Annotated in this window: 20 protein-coding genes; 11 read left to right on the top strand and 9 right to left on the bottom strand. The window is 65.3% G+C overall.

What is annotated here, in order from left to right:
• Positions 1–65: 65 nt before the first annotated feature.
• The 5 genes from ftsX to ACQP1G_RS09315 form a co-directional block, all read right to left on the bottom strand.
• Positions 66–971, bottom strand: a complete 906-nt coding sequence (gene ftsX / locus ACQP1G_RS09335; RefSeq protein WP_433200896.1) for a permease-like cell division protein FtsX — start codon at positions 969–971, stop codon at positions 66–68.
• Complete coding sequence (ftsE, locus tag ACQP1G_RS09330; RefSeq protein WP_433208342.1) at positions 971–1,651, bottom strand: cell division ATP-binding protein FtsE; 681 nt, start codon at positions 1,649–1,651, stop codon at positions 971–973. Before ftsE ends, ftsX begins: the two co-directional genes overlap by 1 nt.
• A gap of 201 nt (positions 1,652–1,852) precedes the next feature.
• The gene (locus tag ACQP1G_RS09325) at positions 1,853–2,710 is read right to left on the bottom strand and encodes a mechanosensitive ion channel family protein (RefSeq protein WP_433200893.1); all 858 of its coding nucleotides are present in this window, start codon (positions 2,708–2,710) and stop codon (positions 1,853–1,855) included.
• A complete protein-coding gene (prfB, locus tag ACQP1G_RS09320; RefSeq protein ID WP_433200890.1) occupies positions 2,711–3,826 on the bottom strand; it encodes a peptide chain release factor 2 in 1,116 nt (371 codons plus the stop codon). It abuts the gene before it with no gap.
• A gap of 204 nt (positions 3,827–4,030) precedes the next feature.
• On the bottom strand, positions 4,031–4,888 hold the full coding sequence (locus ACQP1G_RS09315) for a helix-turn-helix transcriptional regulator (RefSeq protein ID WP_433200887.1): 858 nt from the start codon (positions 4,886–4,888) through the stop codon (positions 4,031–4,033).
• A gap of 143 nt (positions 4,889–5,031) precedes the next feature.
• On the opposite strand from ACQP1G_RS09315, the gene ACQP1G_RS09310 reads away from it, so the two are divergent.
• Together ACQP1G_RS09310 and hisN are read left to right on the top strand one after the other, a co-directional pair.
• Positions 5,032–5,619, top strand: coding sequence for an NADPH-dependent FMN reductase (locus ACQP1G_RS09310; protein ID WP_433200884.1), 588 nt, complete (start codon positions 5,032–5,034; stop codon positions 5,617–5,619).
• Positions 5,620–5,852: 233 nt separating this feature from the next.
• Complete coding sequence (hisN, locus tag ACQP1G_RS09305) at positions 5,853–6,638, top strand: histidinol-phosphatase (RefSeq protein ID WP_433200881.1); 786 nt, start codon at positions 5,853–5,855, stop codon at positions 6,636–6,638.
• 16 nt (positions 6,639–6,654) lie between these two features.
• On the opposite strand, the gene ACQP1G_RS09300 is transcribed toward hisN, so the two are convergent.
• A complete protein-coding gene (locus tag ACQP1G_RS09300) occupies positions 6,655–7,620 on the bottom strand; it encodes an SMP-30/gluconolactonase/LRE family protein (protein ID WP_433200878.1) in 966 nt (321 codons plus the stop codon).
• Positions 7,621–7,928: 308 nt separating this feature from the next.
• Complete coding sequence (locus ACQP1G_RS09295) at positions 7,929–9,389, bottom strand: ArnT family glycosyltransferase (protein ID WP_433200875.1); 1,461 nt, start codon at positions 9,387–9,389, stop codon at positions 7,929–7,931.
• A gap of 129 nt (positions 9,390–9,518) precedes the next feature.
• On the opposite strand from ACQP1G_RS09295, the gene ACQP1G_RS09290 reads away from it, so the two are divergent.
• The 4 genes from ACQP1G_RS09290 (at position 9,519) to ACQP1G_RS09275 (ending at position 14,679) form a co-directional block, all read left to right on the top strand.
• The gene (locus tag ACQP1G_RS09290; RefSeq protein WP_433200872.1) at positions 9,519–10,913 is read left to right on the top strand and encodes an acyl-CoA dehydrogenase family protein; all 1,395 of its coding nucleotides are present in this window, start codon (positions 9,519–9,521) and stop codon (positions 10,911–10,913) included.
• Between the two features lie 33 nt (positions 10,914–10,946).
• Positions 10,947–12,167 carry an acyl-CoA dehydrogenase family protein gene (locus tag ACQP1G_RS09285; RefSeq protein WP_433200869.1) on the top strand — a complete coding sequence of 407 codons (1,221 nt, stop codon included), beginning with the start codon at positions 10,947–10,949 and terminating at the stop codon, positions 12,165–12,167.
• A gap of 262 nt (positions 12,168–12,429) precedes the next feature.
• Positions 12,430–13,551 carry an MAB_1171c family putative transporter gene (locus ACQP1G_RS09280; RefSeq protein ID WP_433200866.1) on the top strand — a complete coding sequence of 374 codons (1,122 nt, stop codon included), beginning with the start codon at positions 12,430–12,432 and terminating at the stop codon, positions 13,549–13,551.
• A 227-nt stretch (positions 13,552–13,778) separates the two neighbouring features.
• Positions 13,779–14,679 (top strand): IS5 family transposase gene (locus ACQP1G_RS09275; RefSeq protein ID WP_433193824.1). Its coding sequence is split into 2 segments (ribosomal slippage): positions 13,779–14,144 and positions 14,146–14,679, totalling 900 coding nucleotides; the frame shifts between segments, so codons are not numbered across the junction.
• A gap of 77 nt (positions 14,680–14,756) precedes the next feature.
• Here the strand turns inward: ACQP1G_RS09275 and ACQP1G_RS09270 are convergent.
• Positions 14,757–15,074, bottom strand: coding sequence for a hypothetical protein (locus ACQP1G_RS09270; RefSeq protein ID WP_433200863.1), 318 nt, complete (start codon positions 15,072–15,074; stop codon positions 14,757–14,759).
• 556 nt (positions 15,075–15,630) lie between these two features.
• The gene (locus ACQP1G_RS09265) at positions 15,631–16,416 is read right to left on the bottom strand and encodes a helix-turn-helix transcriptional regulator (protein WP_433200860.1); all 786 of its coding nucleotides are present in this window, start codon (positions 16,414–16,416) and stop codon (positions 15,631–15,633) included.
• A gap of 88 nt (positions 16,417–16,504) precedes the next feature.
• Here ACQP1G_RS09265 and ACQP1G_RS09260 point away from each other — a divergent pair, with 88 nt between their 5' ends.
• The 5 genes from ACQP1G_RS09260 to ACQP1G_RS09240 all read left to right on the top strand — a co-directional run bounded on the left by ACQP1G_RS09260 (position 16,505) and on the right by ACQP1G_RS09240 (position 22,333).
• Entirely contained in the window at positions 16,505–17,332 is an 828-nt protein-coding gene (locus ACQP1G_RS09260; protein WP_433200857.1) for an SDR family NAD(P)-dependent oxidoreductase, read from the top strand.
• Between the two features lie 102 nt (positions 17,333–17,434).
• Entirely contained in the window at positions 17,435–18,061 is a 627-nt protein-coding gene (locus tag ACQP1G_RS09255; RefSeq protein ID WP_433200854.1) for a hypothetical protein, read from the top strand.
• 106 nt (positions 18,062–18,167) lie between these two features.
• On the top strand, positions 18,168–18,677 hold the full coding sequence (locus ACQP1G_RS09250) for an ArsR/SmtB family transcription factor (protein ID WP_433200851.1): 510 nt from the start codon (positions 18,168–18,170) through the stop codon (positions 18,675–18,677).
• A gap of 165 nt (positions 18,678–18,842) precedes the next feature.
• The gene (locus tag ACQP1G_RS09245; RefSeq protein ID WP_433200847.1) at positions 18,843–20,468 is read left to right on the top strand and encodes an acyl-CoA synthetase; all 1,626 of its coding nucleotides are present in this window, start codon (positions 18,843–18,845) and stop codon (positions 20,466–20,468) included.
• Between the two features lie 206 nt (positions 20,469–20,674).
• Entirely contained in the window at positions 20,675–22,333 is a 1,659-nt protein-coding gene (locus tag ACQP1G_RS09240; protein ID WP_433200844.1) for an acyl-CoA synthetase, read from the top strand.
• Positions 22,334–22,417: the final 84 nt, after the last annotated feature.

Genomic DNA, 22,417 nt, shown 5'->3' with positions numbered 1-22,417 from the left:
CCTACACCGGCGTGGATCACAGGTGACGCGCCGAGTACTCCTCATGTGGATAACCTGAACTCGGCCTAGTCGCGGACGTAGTACCGCAGGGTGCCGTAGGCCGTTATCGCGGCGAAGACGATGCCGAGTGGCGCGATGGTCAGCGAGACCAAGGCGATGTCCTCACCGGTGAGGTGCGGAAAGACGTTGCTGCTGAACAACGCGCCCAACCCACGATTCACCACCAGCGGCTGTGCCAGGAACAAGCCAGCGACCGCCAGAATCGACCCCGCCAATGCCGCGACCACGGCCTCCAACAGGAATGGCAACTGGGTATACCAGCGCGTCGCGCCGACCATCCGCATGATTCCGACCTCTTCCCGCCTGCTGAAGGCCGCGATCTGCACCATATTCGCGATCAACAACAGCGCGGCCAATGCCTGCAGCCCCGCCAACCCGAACGCGGCATTCCGCAGTCCGTCGAACACCCCGACCAGCCGGTCCACGGTGTCCTTATCGTTCAGCACGCTCTGGATGCCGGGCTTATCGCGGAACGTCTGGTAGATCCGCGGATACTGGTCGGCATCGGTCATCTTCACGCGCAACGACGCGGGCAGCCGGGTGTCCTTGATCATGTCCAGCATTTCGGGCTGATCCTTGAAGGTCACCTCGGTGGCTTCCTTCATCGCCTCGTCGCTGTTGACGAACTGGACCGAGACCACGCCGTCGGTCTTCTTCAGATCCGACATCAGCAGCTGACACGGTTGCTGGGAACAGTCCGTATCGGTCGCCGAGACCAGGTCGCTGAGGTAGAGCCGGATCTCGACCCGATCCATGAAGTAGTTCTGGGTCTTGTCCGCGATCCGCAAGGCGAGCAGACCGCCGCCGAGCATGGTCAGCGACACCGCGGTGGTCAGGATCATCGCGATGGTCATGGTGACATTGCGACGCAGGCCGGTGAGGACCTCGTTGAGCAGGAATCCAGCGCGCATTACCGGCCCACCCCGTAGACGCCGATCGCATCATCGCGAATCAGACGGCCGCGGTCCAACTCCACCACCCGCTTGCGCATCGCGTCGACGATGTGATTGTCGTGTGTCGCCATCACCACGGTGGTGCCGATGCGGTTGATCCGCTCCAGCAACAGCATGATGTCGCCACTGGTGTCCGGATCGAGGTTGCCGGTCGGCTCATCGGCGAGCAGGACCAGCGGCCGGTTCACAAAGGCCCTGGCGATCGCGACGCGCTGCTGCTCACCACCGGACAGTTCATGTGGCAACCGGTCGGCCTTGCCGCCGAGCCCGACCATATCGAGCACCTCGGGCACGGTCCGGTGGATGAACTGGCGCCGCTTACCGATCACCTCCAGCGCGAACGCGACGTTCTGTGCGACGGTCTTCTGCTGCAGCAGCCGGAAGTCCTGGAAGACGCACCCCATGCGCTGGCGCAACTTCGGCACCTTCCGCCCGGGTAGCCGGTCGACTCGGAAGTCGGCGACCCGAATCTCGCCCGCGGTCGGGGCCTCTTCTTTCAGCAGTAGTCGCATGAAGGTCGACTTGCCCGAACCGGACGGGCCGATGATGAAGACGAACTCGCCTTTACCCACATCGACGGTGATGTTGTCCAGCGCGGGTCGCGTCGAGGTCTGATACGACTTGGTCACGTTCCGCATAGCGATCACGGCTAGCCAGTGTAACCAGCAACCGCCGCGCAGCCAGTAGCTACATCTGGTCAATGCCCGGGTGTAGCGGTATTCACTGCTGCCGGAACGATGTTGACTTTCTCCGGCGATTGCACGATCGGTTGATCGGGCTTGACGAACAGATACAACACGAACGTGGCGATCCATGTTGCCAGCAGGATCGCCGTGGATCTACGTGGTCTCACTGATTCCCTCCCGGCGCAGCGCTGCGGCGACTCGCACCCGCAACTCGCGACCGACCTCGAATTGTTTACCCGGCAACGTTCGGGCAACCATTCGGATGTTCATCTGGTCCACTGTCAGGTCTTCGACACCCATCACGGTGGGCTCGTCGAGCAACAGCGGCTTCAACCTTGGGTCCTCGTACGCCCTTGTACCGACCTCGTGCAAGATCTCGTTGACCCTGGTGATATCGGCGCTGGCCGCAACCGGCACATCGATGGCGGCACGCGCCCAATCCTTGGACAGATTCGTGACTTTCACGATCTGGCCGTTGGGCACGGTGATCACCTCACCATCGGCATTGCGCAGTGTGGTGATCCGCAACGTGACGTCCTCGACCGTACCCTCGGCCTGCTCCGCAGATCCAGTGACGGCGATGCGAACCACATCACCAAATCCGTACTGCCGCTCGGTGATCAAGAAGAATCCGGCGAGAATGTCCTGCACAATGCGTTGCGCGCCGAAACCGAGCGCGGCGCCGAGTACAGCGGCTGGCGCAACCAGGCCAGTGACACCGAAGCCGAACCGGCGCAGCACCTCGATGCCCACCAGGACATAGACGATCGTCAGCACCACCCAGGTGACCACTTGGGCCAGCGCATGGCGATGTTTGGCCGCCTCGGAGCGCACCAGCGCATCGCTGCTGCGGAAGCTCGCGTCGATCCTGCGGGTGATCCGGTTTCTGATGAAGGTGGCGAACCGGCTGAACAGCATCGCCCCAAGGATGTACAGGACGATCTCGAGACCAGAGGACCGCAACCAAGTGGTGAAGTCGGTGGACGTGGAGAAAGCCTGGGGTACGTCCAACTAGCTCGCCTGCTCTCGCATTCGCCAACGAATTCCGGATTCGATGAAACCATCGATATCGCCGTCGAGCACGGCACTCGGATTGTTGACTTCGTAGTTGGTGCGCAGATCCTTGACCATCTGGTACGGGTGCAGCACATAGGAGCGCATCTGGTTGCCCCAGGACGCGCCCTCGTTGGTCTTGAGCGCGTCCATCTCGGCGCGCTCCTCCAGTCGCTTGCGCTCGAGCAGTTTGGCCTGCAACACGCGCATGGCCGAAATCTTGTTCTGCAGTTGGGACTTCTCGTTCTGACAGGTGACCACGATGCCGGTGGGGATATGGGTGAGGCGCACAGCCGAGTCAGTGGTGTTGACGCTCTGACCGCCCGGACCCGACGAGCGGTACACGTCCACGCGGACCTCGCCCTCCGGAATCTCGATGTGGTCGGTGGTCTCGACCACCGGCAGCACCTCGACCTCGGCGAAGGAGGTCTGGCGGCGGCCCTGGTTGTCGAACGGGCTGATCCGGACCAGCCGGTGCGTGCCCATCTCCACCGAGAGGGTGCCATAGGCGTAGGGCGATTTCACCGCGAAGGTAGTGCTCTTGATGCCCGCCTCTTCGGCGTAAGAGGTGTCGTAGACCTCGACGGCGTACTTGTGCCGGTCCGCCCAGCGGATGTACATGCGCATCAGCATCTCGGCCCAGTCGGCGGCGTCCACGCCACCCGCGCCGGAGCGAATATTGACCAGCGCCTCGCGCTTGTCGTACTCGCCCGAGAGCAGCGTGCGGACCTCCATGGCCTCCACATCACCGTGCAGCGTGGCCCGTTCGCCATCGGCGTCGGCGAGCGCGACCACCCTGGCCTCGCCCTCTTCTTCCTCGGCCAATTCATAGAGCACCGATAGATCGTCGAGCCGCTGCCGCAGCTCCTCGACCCGGCGCAACTCGCTCTGGGCATGCGACAGCTCACTGGTGACCCGCTGTGCGTGCTCCTGGTTGTTCCACAGATCGGGATCGGCGGCCTGGTGCTCGAGCTCATCGATCCGTCGACGCAGCTCCTCGACATCGAGGACCGACTCGACGGTCTTGAGAGTGGCGTCGAGTTCGGCGATATCAGCGGAAACGTCAGGATGCACGATGCTCAAGCCTACTGGGCGCGGTTGAGACGGTGAAATACACGGGCACATGGCGGCGGTGCTCAGGTACTGGTGGCGCTCTCGACACCTACCCGGCCGACGCCCCGAATATGCGCTTTTCCGCACGAAGCCCGGCAGAGATGGCCCGATACGACGGGAAAGTGCATGCTCAGAGCCATCGATTCCGGGCTTACGGAACCGTCGTCAGCCGGAAACGGCACGGAGCCCACCTGGGCGGCGACCGGCGAGGGAATCCAGCGCGGCGGCGGTGGCGTCGTCGGCGGGGAGGTAGACGATCAGTTGCTGGTCGTCGTCGGCGGAGAGTTCGAGGGTTTCGTAGGTGAGGCGAAGCGCGCCCGCCTCGGGATGGCTCAGGCGGGTGGTGCCGGTGGCCGCGGCGAGGCTGGGGACGGATTCGACGCGGCGGGTGAACTCGGTACCGGCGGCGACGGTGAGTTCATCGGCCAGGGCCGCGATATGCGGATCGGCGCGGAACGGGCCCTGCTTCAGCGCGGCGACCAGTTCGTCGGCGATGTGGTCCCAGTCCGGATAGGCGGTTCGGGCGCGCGGGTCGGTGAAGACGAATAGTGCGAGGTTGGCGCGGTACGCATCGTCGAGTAGTCCGATCGGCGCCATCAGGCGCTCATAGCCCTCGGTCCAAGCGAGCACTTCCCGCAGCCGGTTGACGACCAGCGCGGGCGCGGGTTCGAGCCGATCGAGGATGGCGCGCACCGCGGGGCGCACCTCGCGCGGCGGCTGCGCGCCGCCCATGCAGCTGAAACCGGCGTCGGCCGACTTCGTGAGCCGGTGCAGGTGGATGCGTTCGCTCGGCGCCAAGGCGAGTGCGTCGGCGAGTGCGGACAGCACCGGCGGCGAGGGTCGACGATCGCGGCCCTGTTCCAGCCGCGTGATGTATTCGACACTCACTCCGGCCAGCGTGGCCAGTTCGGCGCGACGCAGGCCCGGGGTGCGGCGGCGCGGTCCGGTGGGCAGCCCGACCTGGGCCGGCGTCACCGCTTCACGGCGAGTGCGCAGGAACAAGCCCAACTCGTTATCGCTCACTCCTCGACGGTACAAGCGCGGTCGCCGCGGAGGGTGTCCCTGCCACTACCACTCTCAGCGCGGCCTTCCTGGTCGCGATGCCGGGCAGCAGATTTGAACCAACGGCGACCACCCGGTCGCGTCGGATACCGAAGGAGAACACCATGTCCACCTTGAAGCTCGCGGTGATCATCGGCAGTGTCCGGGAGGGACGCTTCGCCCCGGCCGTCGCCTCCTGGTTCGTCGAGCAGGCCACCCGCCACGGCGGGTTCGAGATCGACCTCATCGACTTGGCCGAGGTCGAACTGCCATTGGCATTGCCCGCGGTCTCCCCGATGCTAGATCCCGATCCGGAACGCCCGGCCGGGATGACCGATCTCACCAGGCGGCTCGGGGAAGCCGACGCGTTCGTCATCCTCACCCCCGACTACAACCGCAGCTACCCGGCCTCACTGAAGGCGGCCATCGACTGGCATTTCACCCAATGGGACCGCAAGGCAATCGGTTTCGTCGGCTACAGCGGCGCGAGCGGCGGTCTGCTCGCCATCGAACACCTGCGCCAGGTCTTCAACGAACTCAACGCCCACACCATCCGCAACTACGTCACCTTCCCCCGCTACTACCTGCTCTTCGACGCCGAAGGCGGACTCCTCGAACCGGACGAACCCGCCGCCGCCGCAACGGCGATGCTCGACCAATTGCACTGGTGGGCAACCGCCCTCACCGCCGCCCGCTCCATCCCCGCCGCCTGACCGACCCGCCGCGGACGTGCCGACCCGGCGTTATCGCATATCTCGTGGCTTCCTCGCACACAGACGTACGACCTATGCGAGGTAGTCAAGGGTATGCGGCAAGTGCCGAGGTGTGGGGTGGCCGAGTGACCGAGGGGTCGCGGAAGTGCTGCTCGATGTCCTCGGGTGCCTGTGGTTCGCGCCCGCGTGACGTCCTGTCAGGAGGGGTTTCGGTCTGGGGTTAGGGTTCGGAGGTGGCTGACTACTCCTCTGATCTCGAACTTGCTCTGCGCTTGGCCGACGTAGCCGATGTCATTACCCGGGGGCGGTTCGGTGCGTTGGATCTGAAGGTGGATTCGAAGCCGGATCTGACGCCGGTTTCGGATGCGGATCTGGCGGTGGAGCAGGCGATCCGGCAGGTGCTGGGGCAGGAGCGGCCGGGGGATTCGGTGCTCGGTGAGGAGTTCGGTGGTGACGTCGAGTTCAGCGGGCGGCAGTGGGTGATCGATCCGATCGATGGCACCAAGAACTTCGTGCGGGGCGTGCCGATTTGGGCGACATTGATCGCACTGCTCGAGGATGGTGTGCCGGTGGTCGGTGTGGTGAGCGCGCCCGCGCTGACCCGGCGGTGGTGGGCCGCGGCCGGTTCCGGCGCCTTGGCCAGTTTCGATTCCGATGCGCCGAAACCGATTTCGGTCTCCGCCGTAGGTGAACTCGGCTCGTCCAGCCTGGCCTTTTCCAGCCTGTCCGGCTGGCGCGAGCGCGGTCTGCGCGATAAGTTCCTCGACCTCACCGACAAAGTGTGGCGCGTGCGCGGCTACGGCGACTTCCTCAGCTACTGCCTGCTCGCCGAGGGCGCGGTCGATATCGCCACCGAACCCGAAGTATCCCTGTGGGATCTGGCCGCGCTCGACATCCTGGTCCGCGAGGCGGGCGGCCGCTTCACCGCGCTCAGCGGTGAAGCGGGCCCGCACGGCGGTGACGCCATCGCCACCAACGGCCTACTGCACGACGAGGTACTCGCGCGGCTGCACCCCTGACCCAGCCGCTGCTTTTCTAGCGTCGCGGATCGGCCGGGGTCAGGTCGATTCCTGACGGTGGACGCAGCCGACGCAAGATTCCGTCCATGCTCGTGACATACAGCGCCCAGCCGTCACCGTCGCGCGCGATCCGCACGGAGGTCGCGCCGTCCGGTGGATTGCGCATCGGGCCGGGTTTGATCAGGCCGGTGATGATCGTGCATGCGGCGCCGGTGGCCGGATCGATCTGGTAGACGGCGCCCTGGATGTGGTCGGCGACAAAGAGTTGGCCAGCGCGGGTGGCTTCCATATCGTCGGGCAGCGCGAGCAAGTTGGGGGGGCCGGCAACAACGGTCGGGTTGTTGGGGTCATCGAGCGGGACGCGGAAGACGCGCATGGTCATATTGTCGGTGTAGATCGACGTCCCGTCGGGGGCGAGCGCCAGCCCATTCGTCCACGGCAGGCTGGACCAGCTCCGCGTGTACTCACCGGTCGCCGGCCGATACCGCGAGATACCGGTCGCCGGGCCGGAGATCTCGATCGTGGCGAAGAGGAGGTCTCCATCGGGCAGCTCGAGCAGTCCGTTGGGACCGGGGAGGTCCGTGAGCAGAATCGTCACGGCACCGGTGTCGATGTCATAGCGCCGCAAGGTGCCCGGCGCTTCGGCCAGGCCGTCGCCGGTGACGAAGTAGACGGACCGGCCGACGACGCGCACTCCGGCCGGATGGTCCAGTCCGGTTACGAGCGTCTCGAACTCGCCTGCGGCGTCGATATGGGCCAGGTACCCGTCGACTATTCCGGTGACGTAGAAACCGCCGACACCATCGGTATCGAGATTCTCCAGATTCCCGACTCCGCCGACGATCGTCGATACGTCCCAGCCATCCGCACACGATCCGGCGGGCGTCTGCGCCGCGGCCGTCGCTCCGGTAATGATGCCCGCCGTAACTGCCGCTGTGAGCAGCGTTGCCCTTAGTCGCCGCCGCCGCGGCCGTCTTGCCATGCGGCACAACCTAACAGCCGCGCTGGTTTGTTGCCCGGGACGGAGGTCCGCCCCGGGCAACCCGGTTCACGGAATGATCAGCATGCCTATCAAATTGATGATCGCGGAGACGAACTGATCGAAAATCCGAGTAACCATGACATCTCCTTCTTGTGGAGCGGAAAGCAGTCTCGGCGGAAGAGCGTGACCGAGCGCCCTGGACGGCACCATGTCGACAGGCGTCGATTGTTCTTCGTAGCCGCGAGACGCGCGGATGGCCCTGAGTCGCACCAATTTTCTTGGCAACCAAGATCATTCGATCTGATCGGTCAGCCAAGATATTTCGCCTGTGGCCACAGTTCGGACCAGAGTGCTCGCGGTTTGCGGCAGACGAACAGCGGTTGGCCTTGTTCGTCATTGTCGATACCGAGACCATTGTCGATGCGGCCGACAGGATCGACCTCGGCGAAAAATCGCGTCAGGTGATCGCGGTCGAGACCGACAGCGATGATCTCGGTGGCCGTATCACTGGGTGGGCCCCACCACCAATAGGAGTTGTGGCCGCTGTGCGGCGTGGGTAGTTCGTATTCGCCGCCGAAGTGTTCGATAGCGCCCGCCTCGCCCGAATTGGCGGTAAGGATGGCGATATCGGGGCCGAGCGTAGCCCGCACCTCGGCGATCCGACGCACGAATTGCGGCCAGCCGATGGTTTCGCCGGCGTCGTAGTTGATCGCGAGCACCGGCGAATCCTTCAGCACCGCGATGGGGAGCACTGGCAGGAACAGCACCGCCGAGCCGACCGTGTTCACCGCGATCACCGAACCCACTGCCGCCCAACGGATTCGCCGACTGCCCAGCCAGTCCGCGACCGGTATCGCACCGGCGGCCAACAGGATCGGATACATCCCACCCAGGTAGTACGCCTTGCCACCGCTGACCGCGAACACCATGAACAGCACCGCATACGCGACCGGGAAGGCGCGCCAACGCGGATCCCGCCACAATCGCCGGAGCCCACATGCCCACAGCGGCACCAGCAATGGCCCCATCAGCCCGAATTGCAACAGCACGAACGCCACCGGAGAATCCGAGGTTCCAGAGGATCCGCCCGCGATCGCCCGACTCATCCCCCACTGCGGCCAGCCATTGTGCGCCTGCCACAGCAGATACGGCAGCCAGATGACTACAGCCAGCCCGACCGCCATCGGAAAGTATCTGGTAGCGAATACCTTTCGCGAACCGACGAGCAACAGCGCCAGCACCAGTGCCGCCACGGGGAAGATCAGCAGCACCTTGTTCTGCAACCCGATCCCGACGACCAGGCCCACCCCGAGCCAGAGCCGCGGATCCGCTGGTGGGTCGCGCAGCAGTTTCAGTACCAGCAGACAGACCAACGCCAACGCCGCCATATCGAAGGACGTGGTGGTGAGCAGATGACCGACGCCAAGGACCATCGCCGCACTCGCGACCGTGGCCGAAGCCAGCACCTGCGCCGCGCGACCACCACCGAGTTCACGCGCCATCAGCCCGGCGGCAACGACAACGAACGTCGCCGCCACGATCGACGGAAGACGCAGCAGCAGTAACGAATTGGCATCGATTGCCGCCATCGCGCGGGCGAGCAGCGGGGTCAGCGGCGGCTGATCCGGGTAGCCCCAATCAAGATGTCGACCCGCCGCGAGAAAGTACAGCTCGTCCCGGTGATAGCCATAGCGCTCGGCGAAGGCGGTGAGTAGTGCGGCAAAGAGCACAGCGATGGCGGATAGCTGTCGCCCCGCGAATTTGGGCACTCGACCAGCCTGACACAATTCGGCGGCGTATGCTGCACCTCGACGTACTTCTTACTCCGGAGTAAGATAGCCTTACTCAGGAGTAAGATAGCTGGGACAAGACCTCACCCCACCCACCCGAGAAAACAGGTGATGATGAGCACTCGAGACAGCGCAACGACGCGACGTCCAGACACGTCCGCGGTCGGCTTGAACCACCCCAAGCGGGACTGGATGGGCGCGGCCATGCGGGTGATGACGACCATTACCGGTTCGGAACTCGCCGAGAAGTACAACCTGCGCAAGCCGATCGAGCGAGTCACCTACGAAGGCACCAAGACCGGATTCCGCACCCTGGGTGCCGCGACTCGCGTATTCGGCAAGGTTGCCGGTGGTGGCGCTCCGAAGCGCCTGGCCGCCAACGAGTCCAAGAAGAAGGACTTCTTCGACCTGACCCCCAGCGACGAGCAGCAGATGATCGTCGAGACGGTGCGGGAATTCGCCGCCGAGATCCTGCGCCCGGCCGCCTACGAGGCCGATAACGCCGCGAAGGCGCCGCGCGACCTGCTCGAGCGTGCCGCCGAACTCGGCATCACCCTGATCAACGTGCCCGAGGAGTTGGAAGGCGCGGCCGCCGAGCGCGGCGCGGTCACCAACTCGCTGGTCGCCGAGGCGCTCGCACACGGCGATATGGGCCTGGCGCTGCCGATTCTCGCGCCGAGCGGTGTCGCGGTCGCCCTGTCCCAGTGGGGTACCGATGCGCAGCAGCAGACCTACCTGCCCGCCTTCACCGGCGAGAATGTGCCGCAGGCCGCGGTCGTGATCAGCGAGCCGCGCGCCCTGTTCGACCCGTTCGCCCTGCAGACCAAAGCGACCCGTTCGCCCAGCGGCTACCGCCTCAACGGCGTGAAGAGCCTGGTCCCGGCCGCCGGTGATGCCGAACTGTTCATTGTGGCCGCCGAACTCGACGGCCGCCCGGCCCTGTTCATCGTGCCGTCCGACAGCCAGGGTCTGGTCGTGGAGGCCGATCCGAGCATGGGTCTGCGCGCCGCTGGCCTCGGTCGTCTGCTGCTCAACAATGTCGCGGTCGGCGCGGACGCCGTCCTCGGCGAGGACGACGCCAAGATCCGCGCCGAGGAATATGCCGATGCGGTGCGCCTGGCTCGCCTCGGCTGGGCCTCGCTCGCCATCGGCACCGGTCAGGCCGTGCTGGACTACGTGATTCCGTATGTGAACGAGCGCGAGGCGTTCGGCGAGCCGATCTCGCACCGCCAGGCGGTCGCATTCATGGTCGCGAATATGGCGATCGAACTGGACGGCCTGCGGCTGGTGACCCTGCGGGGTGCCTCACGCGCGGAGCAGGGGCTGTCCTATGCCCGCGAGGCAGCGCTGGCCCGCAAGCTCGCCACCGATAAGGGCATGCAGATCGGTCTCGACGGTGTGCAGCTGCTCGGCGGCCACGGCTTCACCAAGGAACACCCGGTCGAGCGCTGGTACCGCGATCTGCGGGCCATCGGCGTCGCCGAAGGTGTCGTGCTCATCTGACCGGCTGGTTCCTCGACTTCCAGGAGATATTCCATGATCAATCTCGAACTCCCCAAGAAGCTGCGGGCCAGCGCCAACCAAGCCCATCAGGTCGCCAAGGAGATCTTCCGGCCGATCTCGCGCAAATACGACCTCGGCGAACACGACTACCCGGTCGAGCTGGACACCATGGCCGCCATGGTCGAGGGGCTCGCCGACTCCGGCACCCAGAAGATCGGCGGCGCGGCCGGTGGCCGCTCCGATGGGGACCAGCACGCCACCGAACTGCTCGGCAACACCAACGGCGGCAACATGTCCGCGCTGCTGAACGCGCTGGAGACCTCCTGGGGCGACGTCGGCCTGATGCTCTCGATCCCCTACCAGGGTCTCGGCAACGCGGCCATCGCGGCCGTCGCCACCGATGAGCAGCTCGAGCGTTTCGGCAAGGTGTGGGCCTCGATGGCGATCACCGAGCCGTCCTTCGGCTCCGACTCGGCCGCCGTCACCACCACCGCCGTGCTCGATGGCGACGAGTGGGTGCTCAACGGCGAGAAGATCTTCGTGACCGCGGGCCAGCGCTCCACCCACATCGTGGTGTGGGCGTCGGTGGACCGCAGCCTCGGCCGCGCCGCGATCAAGTCGTTCGTGGTGCCTCGGGACGCTCCGGGTCTTTCGGTTGCCCGGCTCGAGCACAAACTCGGCATCAAGGCCTCCGATACCGCGGTACTGCTGTTGCAGGACTGTCGGATTCCGAAGGACAACATCCTCGGCAGCCCGGAAGTCAACGTGGAGAAGGGCTTTGCCGGGGTCATGCAGACCTTCGACAACACCCGTCCCCTCGTCGCGGCGATGGCGGTAGGTGTCGCGCGGGCAGCGCTCGAGGAGCTGCGTGCCATCTTGACCGAAGCAGGTGTCGAGATCTCCTATGACATCCCGGCCAACAATCAGCACGCCGCGGCCGCCGAATTCCTGCGCATGGAAGCCGATTACGAGTCCGCCTACCTGCTCGCCCTGCGCGCGGCATGGATGGCCGACAACAAGAAGCCGAATTCGCTCGAGGCCTCCATGTCCAAGGCCAAGGCGGGCCGCACCGGCACCGACGTCACCCTGAAGGCCGTCGAATTGGCCGGTGCCATCGGCTACTCCCAGCGCACCCTGCTCGAAAAGTGGGGCCGCGACTCGAAGATCCTCGACATCTTCGAGGGCACCCAGCAGATCCAGCAGCTCATCGTGGCGCGCCGAGTCCTCGGCAAGACCAGCGCCGAGCTGAAATAGCAAGTGCCACAACAGAAATCCGGTGCGCGTCGACTGCATGACCCGCACCGGATTTTTGTTTGCTGGGTCAGCATCCACTTCCCTCGCGGAGTCTCGGGCCGTCACCAGGCCGATAGAACCCGCGCCGCCGCTGCGTCATCCACGGCCTGATGGACGCGCCCATTGCTGGACGAGACCCTGATCCGGCGCCGCGTGGTAGTGCGGCCCAGGCGGCAGTATCCTCCGACGGGCACGAGTTCCGCCGGACCAAGAGGATGCATCGATGTCGTCACCGATACCGGGAGTCGTGGCCTGGGCGGTGATCGGCTACGTCACGGTTCTCCTGTCGGGTCGGATATGGCTCGGCGGCGGCGCTGTTATCGATCGGCTCATAAACCACATGGGCCTGTGGAGCATCGCGACCCTGCTGATCTACCGGTGCGCATCGACGCCGACCATCGATGACCCGGCGAATCAGCTTGCCCTGGGCTGCGTTCTCATGACCACCACATACCTGAACAGCATCGGTCGGCTTGCCAGCGCCGATTCCGAGCCGGATACCGTATGGCGCCACCAGCGCAACACCGCTCTCCTCGCCTTGGCCGCGACGGCCTCGATAGTCCTGGCCGCGGCATCGGCGCGATACTCGGGACGATCGGTCGACCTGCGCCTCGCGGGGGATGGACTGGCCATCGGTTGTGCCTTCGCCCTACCACTCACCTACAACACGTTCGTGTTCACTCGCAGCTGCCTCGGCGCACTCCGCGATCTCGATACGCCGCGCGCGGCGCGGATCGTGTGTATCGGACTGATCGGCAGCAATACCGTTATCTGGGGTGCGCAGGCACTCTCGGTTTCCCAGCTGGCCACTGGATGGCCCGACAGACCACAACTGTCGTTGGTTCAGGCTGCGTTCACCCTGTGGGTTGCGTTCGATTCGACACTGCTCGCGATACCACTCGTCGCGGAGTTGGTGCTGCGAGCGGGTATGGATCGCGCCACCAGAACCTGCCGTCGGCTATTGCCGCTGTGGCGTGATCTCACCGCGGCGGTCCCGGAGATCGTCATGCCCGCCGATGCGCGGCACGGCTCGGATCCAGCCACCCGCCTACTGCGAATGACTGTGGAGATCCGCGACGCAATACTCCACCTGGGCACTTACCTCCCGGCCGAAACCGGTGAAATGCAACGCAATACTGTGCGAGAGCCCGAATCGGACCGGGGTATTACCGATTACGCCCATCGGCTGATACAGGCGGCGCAGGCCAGAAAGGCGGGCCTACCGCCCGCTGGCACCGGCGCACCACCGCCATTGCCCGTGGTCGCACACGATTTCGACGCCGAGCTTGCGCACCTGATCGACCTGGCCCGCATCTGGCCGCAGGCCAAGGCCGCGGTGGAATGAGCCGATCGCGCAGCGCGCGGTGGATCGCCGGTCGCCAGAGGGTGTATCCCATCGCGTTTCAGATCATTTCGCGACAGTTCGACCTAGGACGTGTTTAAGAAGTAGGTTCGCGTTGGTCGCGCGGGTGTGAAAGCGCTTGTCGGGCATGGTGTGTCGTTTACTGGGAATGGGCGAGGTCTCCGGTAAATGGTTTGTTTACCAAGACGAACCAGAACACCGGAGACCTCGTGATCAGCGTAGCAACGAGGCGGGCGGACTTGACCGAGGAGCAGTGGGTGGCGATCGAGCCGTTGCTGCCCGTCGGGAAGAAGTCCGGTCGCCCGCCGAAGTGGACGAAACGGCAGCTCATTGACGGGATTCGGTGGCGAGTCCGGGTCGGGTCGCCATGGCGGGATGTGCCGGCGTGCTACGGATCGTGGGAATCGGTGTACGGGCTGTTTCGACGGTGGCAGCGCGCCGGGGTGTGGACCCGGATTCTGTCGGCGTTGCAAGCGCTCGCCGACTCCGAAGGCCGGATCGCCTGGGATGTCAGCGTCGATTCCACGATCGCGCGAGCGCACCAGCATGCCGCTGGTGCGCGGAAAAGGGGACCTACAGACCGAACCGCCGTGCACCGGGGATGATCCCGAGCCCGACGATCACGGGTTGGGCCGCTCGCGTGGCGGATGGACCACCAAGACACATCTGGCGTGCGAGCAGGGACGAAAGCCGTTGGCGGTGGTGATCACCGCTGGTCAGCGTGGTGACAGTCCACAGTTCGAGGTCGTGCTCGAGCAGATCAGCGTGCCGCGCGTCGGCTCGGGGCGGGCGCGGACCCGCCCCGACCGGGTCTTGGCGGACAAGGCATACAGCTCCCGTGGCAACCGGGCCTACTTGCGGCGGCGCGGTATCAAGGCGACTATCCCGGTGAAGGTCGACCAGGCCGCCAACCGCCGCAAGAAAGGCTCGGCCGGTGGGCGAGCGCCGGCCTTCGACAAGGACACCTACAAACAGCGCCATGCCGTCGAATGCGGCATCAACCTGCTCAAACAGAACCGTGCCGTCGCAACACGATTCGACAAGCTCGCGGTCCGATACAAAGCAACCGTCGAAATCGCCGCCATCAACATCTGGCTCTCAACTTCTTAAACACGGCCTAGACGCCGAATGGCCGGATTCATCGCGACGTCCGGATCGCGTGAGTGCTTTCGCACTGCCCCAACGGTTCAGGCGCAGACGCGGTTGAGTTCGTCCGTGGCGGGGTCCAGGTCGGTGATGTTTTCATCGACCAAGGCGTTGGCGTAGCCGGTGATGGCATCCTTTTCTACGCCAACGGCCAGGGCGGCAAGGCCCGACAGTCTGTCGGACAAAGCTCGCGTGGTGGCATCGTCCATGGTGCCGCCGCTCATGTCGATCGCGGCGTTGATCAGCTCGATGGCTTTGGCACAGCTGGGGGACTGCGCTTGTGCGGGCGCGGCGGGCAGGAGCTGCAGGGTGGCGGCCGCCGTCGCGATCAGCAAAGCAGCAGAGACGAGCTTGATCATTATGTCCTCGAGTAGCTTCCAACATGAAGGTCTGCGACTCACCTGAGCGGACCTCTCGGTCTCAAACCATACCTTGGTCACCGTTCGATACCGGCAACACGGTTGTTGGCTCCTCTCCCGTGCGGACGGCCTGGTACATCCTCGCTTGCAGGAGTTCTGGGCCGACGACGCCATCCTCAGCGACGAACGAAATCCGCTACGCATCAGCTGGGTGGCAACTACGGATCAGACGCTCACCAGGCCGTCTACCGGCCGTCACATGTCCGGAACGGGCAGGAATCAACGAGCAGTAGCGAGACGAATCAGCACAGCTCACAGCCTATTCGGCGTCCAACACGCAGATGGCTCAGAACCGGCTGCAAGATCCTCGACATCTCCGAGGGCACCCAGCAGCTCATCGTCGCTCGCCGCGTACTCGGCAAGACCTGTGCTGAGCTGAAATAACAAGTCGCACAAGGGACAACCGGTGTCGGTCCACTGCTGGACCGGCACCGGTTTTGTTGCCGGGGCATCAAGTATGTTTGCGATGCCGAATGACCAATGGGGTACTGGGTTTTCAGCCTGCGGCGTAGCGGAGGGCGAGTTGGGTCCGGGTGGTGCAGGCGGTTTCGGCGAGGACCCGGGTCAGGTGTTTCTTGACGGTGTCGACGCCGATGAAGAGGCGGTCGGCTATTTGGCGGTTGGTCATGCCTTGGGCGGCCAAGTCGGCTACATCCCATTCTCGGGGTGTCAGTTGCCAATTCGCCCGGGTGGCTCGGTGGGCGCGGTCGCGGGTGAGCTGGTCGATGGCGAGCGGGGCGAGGTGGCGGCGGAGGGTTCGCAGTACCGCGATGTCGCGGTCGGGGACGCGGGGTACGTCACGGACCGCGACGCCCACATAGAGGACTCCCGCAGAGCCCGCCTCGACGACCATACCTGCCTTGTCGGTAATGCCGTGTGGTCTGAGGAACTGGTCGACAAACGCTGTGTCCGTGTCGATTTCGCCCAATCTGACAACGCCGCGGGAGCCGAGCAGGTCGGCGGCGCTCGCGCTGCGGAACGGGTCCGATTCTGCCCAGCGGGCGGTGTATTCGTCCATGAATTCCGGTGTGTAGCCGCCTTGGACGCCGCAGCCCGCGCGGATGGTTTCGGCGAGCGTATTGCCGTGCAGTACCGCGACACCGACGAAGCCGAACCAGGTTTGTAGCGCTCGCACCAGACGTTCGCGGAACTCCGCGAGATCGGCGGCGTGGTCGACGGACTCGAGCACGCCGATGAGTCGCCGGTGATCTTCCGCCGAGAGCGGTTCGCCCTCGGGAAGCGGCCGGGGCTGGCGGATCGGGTCGGTCAATGCATCGATCACGGGTCAATATTCCACCTTCGGGCCATACCGGCGCGACCGCATCGGCTGGCAGGGTTGTCGAAGTCACTACCGAGATAGAAGGAAGACCATGAGTGCAGAGACCACTTCGCGCCGCTGGCTGATCACCGGAGCCAATAGCGGATTCGGCGCATCGTTCGTGCGGGCGGCGCTCGCGGCGGGCGACGAGGTCATTGCCGCGGTGCGGCGGCCCGAGACGATGGACGATATGGTCGCCGCCCATCCGGGCCGGATCACGGTGGTCGCGTTGGACGTTCGGGATGCCGAGGCCGCCCGCCGCGCCGTCGAAGCCGCCGGGCGGATCGACGTACTGGTGAACAATGCGGGCTACGGCATTGTCGGTGCGATCGAGGAGACCAGCGATGCGGAGCTGCGCGATGTCATGGAGGTGATGTTCCACGGTCCGCTGAACCTGACCCGGCTGGTCCTGCCTCAGATGCGGGAACGTCGCAGCGGCGCAATCGTTCAGGTGAGCAGCATGGGCGGACTTCTGTCGTTCGCGGGTGTCGGCGCTTACAGCGCGGCCAAGGGTGCGCTCGAGCTGGCTTCGGAAGCTCTTGCCGCCGAGGTGAATTCGCTCGGCATCCAGGTGCTGATCGTCGAACCCGGTGCCTTCCGAACCTCATTCGCCGGACCAGCCCTGCGGATGAGCGCCGAGATCGCCGATTACACCGATACCGTCGGCGCCACCCGCGGCACCCTCGCCAGCAGCGACCAGCTGCAGGAGGGCGACCCGGACAAGGCAGCGGCGGCCGTCGTCGCCGCGCTCGGCATGGAGAAGCCACCGCTGCGGCTGGCTCTGGGCGCCGACGCGGTCGGCGCGATCCGCGGCAAGCTCGCCGCCGTCGCCGATGACCTGGACGCCACCGCGCACCTGGGGCTGTCAACCGCGCATTGAGGGTCTAACGCACCCACGAAGTAGCGACCGGTATCTTGGCTCCGAATCATCACCGGAACGAATTCCATCGAGCTGTACCAAGACCCCGCAAGGAGACTGGTTATGCACAGAGTGGGTTTGATACGTCGTTTCACCGCCGCGCTCGCGGCCGCCACCGCATTCGCTGCGATCTTCGCTGGTCATGCCGCCGCCGAACCGGCGGCGATCGACTGGAATGCGGCGACACAGCAGCTGCGGGCAGCGGCCAGCGGGAATCCCACGGCCGAGCAGGCCGTGGACCGGCTGCTGGCCTCCGGACAGGTCGCCGAACAGGTGGCACTGCCCGCGCAGCCGTTCCAGATCCCAGCGCAATCCGATATCGGACGCGGTGACGGGCCGGGCGTCTACGGGTCCGGTATCGCCCTCGGGTACGACGGGTTCCGAGTCGGATTCTTCGGTGGACCGGGCACGATCTCGCCGAATCAGACCGGAGCCAGACTGCAGGTGCTGTGGATCAACCTGTCCAACGGCCGCAGCGGCACCGAGACGCTCTCCGAGCACGACGACACCACGGTGGACACCACCATCCGCACGCGCGCCCTCGACATCGGCGGCGGGCTCGTCGCCGCAGCGGTCTACGGAACACTGTGGCACCGTTGGCCCGTCCCGGTCAGCGATGCCAACCCGGACGGTTTCCAGTACCGACTCGCCACCATCTCGGTCCCGTCGTTCGGGACCTTCTACAACTGACTATCCGGCACACGAGCCCGGCACGGACTTCCGTGCCGGGTTTTTGCATCACATCAGTCGATGCTGAGCCATTGCCGCAATTACGCCAGTCCGTTAGTTTGCGTTCGTGAGCGTGGAAGACCGACTAGCAAAGCTCGAACGCCGACTCGCGGCCAAGGATCTCATCAAGGATGGCAACGGGAGAGCGAATGGATCCGCCCCGCAGGGAGGGTGGGCGCTGCGGCGGCTTCATGAGGAGTTCGCGAATGCGGACCAGCGCAACGGGGGGGTGATGTTCGCCGGTTCGGGCTCACTGCCCAGCGCGGAGCAGTTCGACTGGCAGGTCCAGTTCAGCACCGATGACATCGTCGCCTACGACTGGGGCGATGCCGCCGAATGCCTCGCCGCCCTTGGCAGTCCGGTCCGCCTGCGCATTCTGCGGGAGATCTTTCGGGGCAGCAGAACCGCCGCCGAACTCACCGACATCGCTGAGGTGGGCACCTCCGGCGAGGTCTACAACCACCTCCGTCAACTCGCAGCTACCGGCTGGCTCCACACCGTGGGCCAGGGCCGCTTCGAAGTACCCCCGAACCGAGTGGTACCCCTGCTGGTCGCGCTGGCCACCGCGCGTCGGTGACGCTCGAGATCGGGCAAAACCATGGCCTCCATCGCGCGGGCCACGCGACGGGATGGCAAAGTGTGATCCACGCCATACCCGCTGATACGGTGGGTGAGACAGACAAGCCCGTTCGATATCGCTAGGTCGAGGGCCGACGCGAGTTCCTGGTGGAGGTGTTCGACGATGAAGTTGGCGCATGCGCTGGAGGTTGTGAAGGCACTGGGGGTGCTGCGGGCAAAAGGAGTCAGCGACCCCAAGAAGCCGCTGGAGGCCCTGCGGACCATAAAGGAATCGCAGGTCTACGGGCCGCAGGCGACGTTGATCCGGCATTCGGCCCGGGTCGCGCCCAACTCCCCCGCATTGGTGGACGAGCGCGGCGAACTGACTTATCGGCAGCTGGACGAACTGTCGACCGCGATCGCGCGGGGGCTGCGGCAGGCGAATCTGACCGAGGGGTCCGTGGTCGGAGTGCTGGCGCGCGACCACCGCGGCCTCATCCTGGCCATGGCCGCCGCGGGCAAACTCGGCGTGCGGGTCGCGCTGATGAACACCGGATTCGCCAAGCCGCAGTTCGCCGAGGTCTGCGAGCGCGAGAAGGTCAAGGCCGTGCTGCACGACAGCGAGTTCCTCGGACTACTCGACGCACTGCCCACCGACCTTCCGCGCTATCTCACCTGGGTCGACGAGGGCACCGAATTGCCCGAGGGCGCACAGACTCTCGACGATCTGATCGCCGCCAACTCGACCGAGGAACTGCCCGCGCCGTCCAAACCGGGCGGCTTCGTCATCCTCACCAGCGGGACCACCGGCCTGCCGAAGGGCGCACCGCGCAGTAAGGTCACCCCGCTGGCCACCGCGCAGATGGTGGACCGAATCCCGTTCCCGGTCAAGGGAACTCAGGTCATCGTGTCACCGATCTTCCACAGCACCGGGCTCGGCACCTACCTGGTCGGCTCCGCGATGGGCAACAAAGTGGTGGTGCGCCGTCGCTTCGACGCCGAGGCGACACTGAAGATGGTGGCCGATCACCAGGCCGAGATGCTGGTCGCGGTGCCGACCATGCTGCACCGGATGACGGAGCTGGCACCGGAGATCCGGGCGAAATACGACACCACCTCGCTGAAATGCATTCTGATCGCGGGCTCCGCGCTCGCGCCGGAGCTGTGCATCAAGGCCACGCAGGTGTTCGGGCCGGTCCTGTACAACCTGTACGGATCCACCGAATGCGCCGTCGCCACCGTCGCGAATCCGGACGATCTGGCCATCGCCCCCGGCACCGCCGGACGCGCGCCGATCACGTGCGAGGTCCGGCTCTACGACGACAACGACAAGCACGTCACCGCGATCAACACCACCGCGCGCATCTTCATCCGCAGCGGCGCACCGTTCGAGGGCTACACCGACGGCAGGCATAAGCAGATCATCGACGGCTACATGTCCAGCGGCGATGTCGGGCACTTCGACCAGCACGGCCTGCTGATGGTGGACGGCCGCGATGACGACATGATCGTCTCCGGCGGTGAGAACGTCTTCCCGCAGGAGGTGGAGAACCTGCTGCTGGAGCGTCCGGACGTCTTCGACGCGGCGGTGGTCGGCGTCGACGATGTCGAGTTCGGTAAGCGCCTGCGCGCCTTCGTGGTCCCCGAGCCCGGTCACTCCCCCGACGGCGAAGAACTCAAGACCTACGTCAAGGAGAACCTGGCCCGCTACAAGGTCCCGCGCGAAATCGTCTTCCTCGACGATCTGCCGCGCAACCCCACCGGAAAACTGCTGCGCCGCGTGCTCGTCGAGTACGACGTCACGGCGTAGTCGAATGCACTCGCCCCGGTGACCGGGGCGTACCAGCGTATTCAACCCCTTCTCACGGATGGCGGGCTCGGGCGAGCCAGAGCAACTGAGATACATGACACACCGAGTCACAGACGCTTGCTATTGTTAGCGCCAGCACTGGATCTCGAAGTTGCGGTCCACACCACCCCCGGTCCCGGTGGGTGGACTGCGGAAGGCGTTGTCGAATGTCTCTAACCCTGCCTGCGTTGCATGGCTCCGTCCAGAAAGCGGGCGATTTCGCCCAGGGCGTGAATGTCATGGTCAAGCGACGGCTGTTCAATCCGCTCCGACCCGATCACGCGGTCCGGTCCGCGTTCAACGTGCTCAAGTTCGGCCCCTTCGCGGGGGTCGTCATGCACGCGGCGCAGACCAGGCCGGGCGCGGGCGCCATCGTCGATGAGCGCGGCGAGGTGAGCTTCGGCCAGCTCAACGAGCAGTCGAGTGCGCTGGCGCGTGGCCTCGAAGCGCAGGGCCTCGAGCCCGGCGACGTAGTCGCCCTGTTGGCGCGCGACCATCGCGGCATGGTGCTGAGCCTGCTCGCGACCGGCAAACTCGGTGTGCGCACGGTTCTGATGAACACCGGCTTCGCGAAACCGCAGTTCGCCGACGTGGCCGAGCGCGAGAGCGTCAAGGCCGTCCTGCACGACAGCGAATTCCTCGACCTGATGAGCGCGATCTCTGCCGAGATCCCCCGCGTGCTCACCTGGGTCGACGAGAAGGACAATGTCGATCCGTCGGTGCCGACCATCGAATCGCTGATCGCGGGCCGTTCGACCGAACCGCTGCCCGCGCCCGCGAAGCCGGGTGGCATGGTCATCCTGACCAGTGGCACCACCGGCACCCCCAAGGGCGCACCGCGCGACCGGGTCAGCCCCTTCGCCTCGGCCCAGTTCGTCGACCGGGTGCCACTGCCCAATAACGGCACCATGATCATGGCCGCGCCGATCTTCCACGGCACCGGCCTCTCGCAGTTCACCCTCGGCCTGGCCCTCGGCAATCGGGTCATCTTCCAGCAGCGCCGGTTCGATCCGGAGCAGACTCTCGCCAATATCGCTCGGTACAAGGCGGATTCGCTGGTCGTGGTCCCGACCATGCTGCAGCGCATCCTCGATCTCGGCGACGAGGTGCTGGCCAAGTACGACCCGAGCACCATCGAGGTGATCTTCGCGGCGGGCTCGGCCATCGCGCCCGATGTCGTCACCCGCACCCTGGACTACTTCGGTGACAGCCTCTACAACCTGTACGGCTCCACCGAATGCGCGGTCATGACCGTCGCGACACCGGAGGATCTGCGCAAGGCCCCGACCACCGCGGGCAAGGCGCCGGTCGGCATCCGGATCGTGCTGCTCGACGAGAACCGCAAGCCGATCACCGACCCCAATGTGACCGGCACCATCTTCGTGGACAATGGTTTCGCCTTCACCGGCTACACCGACGGCCGCACCAAGGAGATGGTGGACGGCATGATGTCCAGCGGTGACGTCGGGCATTTCGATGCCGAGGGCCTGCTCTACATCGACGGCCGCGACGACGACATGATCGTCTCCGGCGGCGAGAACGTCTTCCCACTCGAAGTGGAGAACCTCATCGCGGGCCGCGACGATATCTTCGAGGCGGCGGTGGTCGGCGTTGACGACCGCGAATTCGGAAAGCGGTTGCGGGCCTTCGTCGTTCCCGGTCCGGACTCCAAGCGCGACGCGCAGGAGATCAAGGATTACGTCAGGGCGAATCTCGCGCGCTACAAGGTGCCGCGCGAGGTGATCTTCCTCGACGAACTGCCGCGCAATGCGACCGGCAAGCTGCTGCGCAAGCCGTTGATCGAAATGGAAATCGACGCAAGCTGATTCGCACTCGGGGCCGCACACCTTCGATTCCCGGCTACGGAATTCGTACGGAAATCCGGAGGTGTGCGGCATTTGCATTTCTTC

The sequence above is a fragment of the Nocardia sp. CA-107356 genome (genome assembly GCF_050946365.1).
GTDB lineage: Bacteria > Actinomycetota > Actinomycetes > Mycobacteriales > Mycobacteriaceae > Nocardia.
The sequence above is the reverse complement of the archived record's forward strand: the minus strand, read 5'-3'. Positions and strand labels throughout refer to the sequence as shown.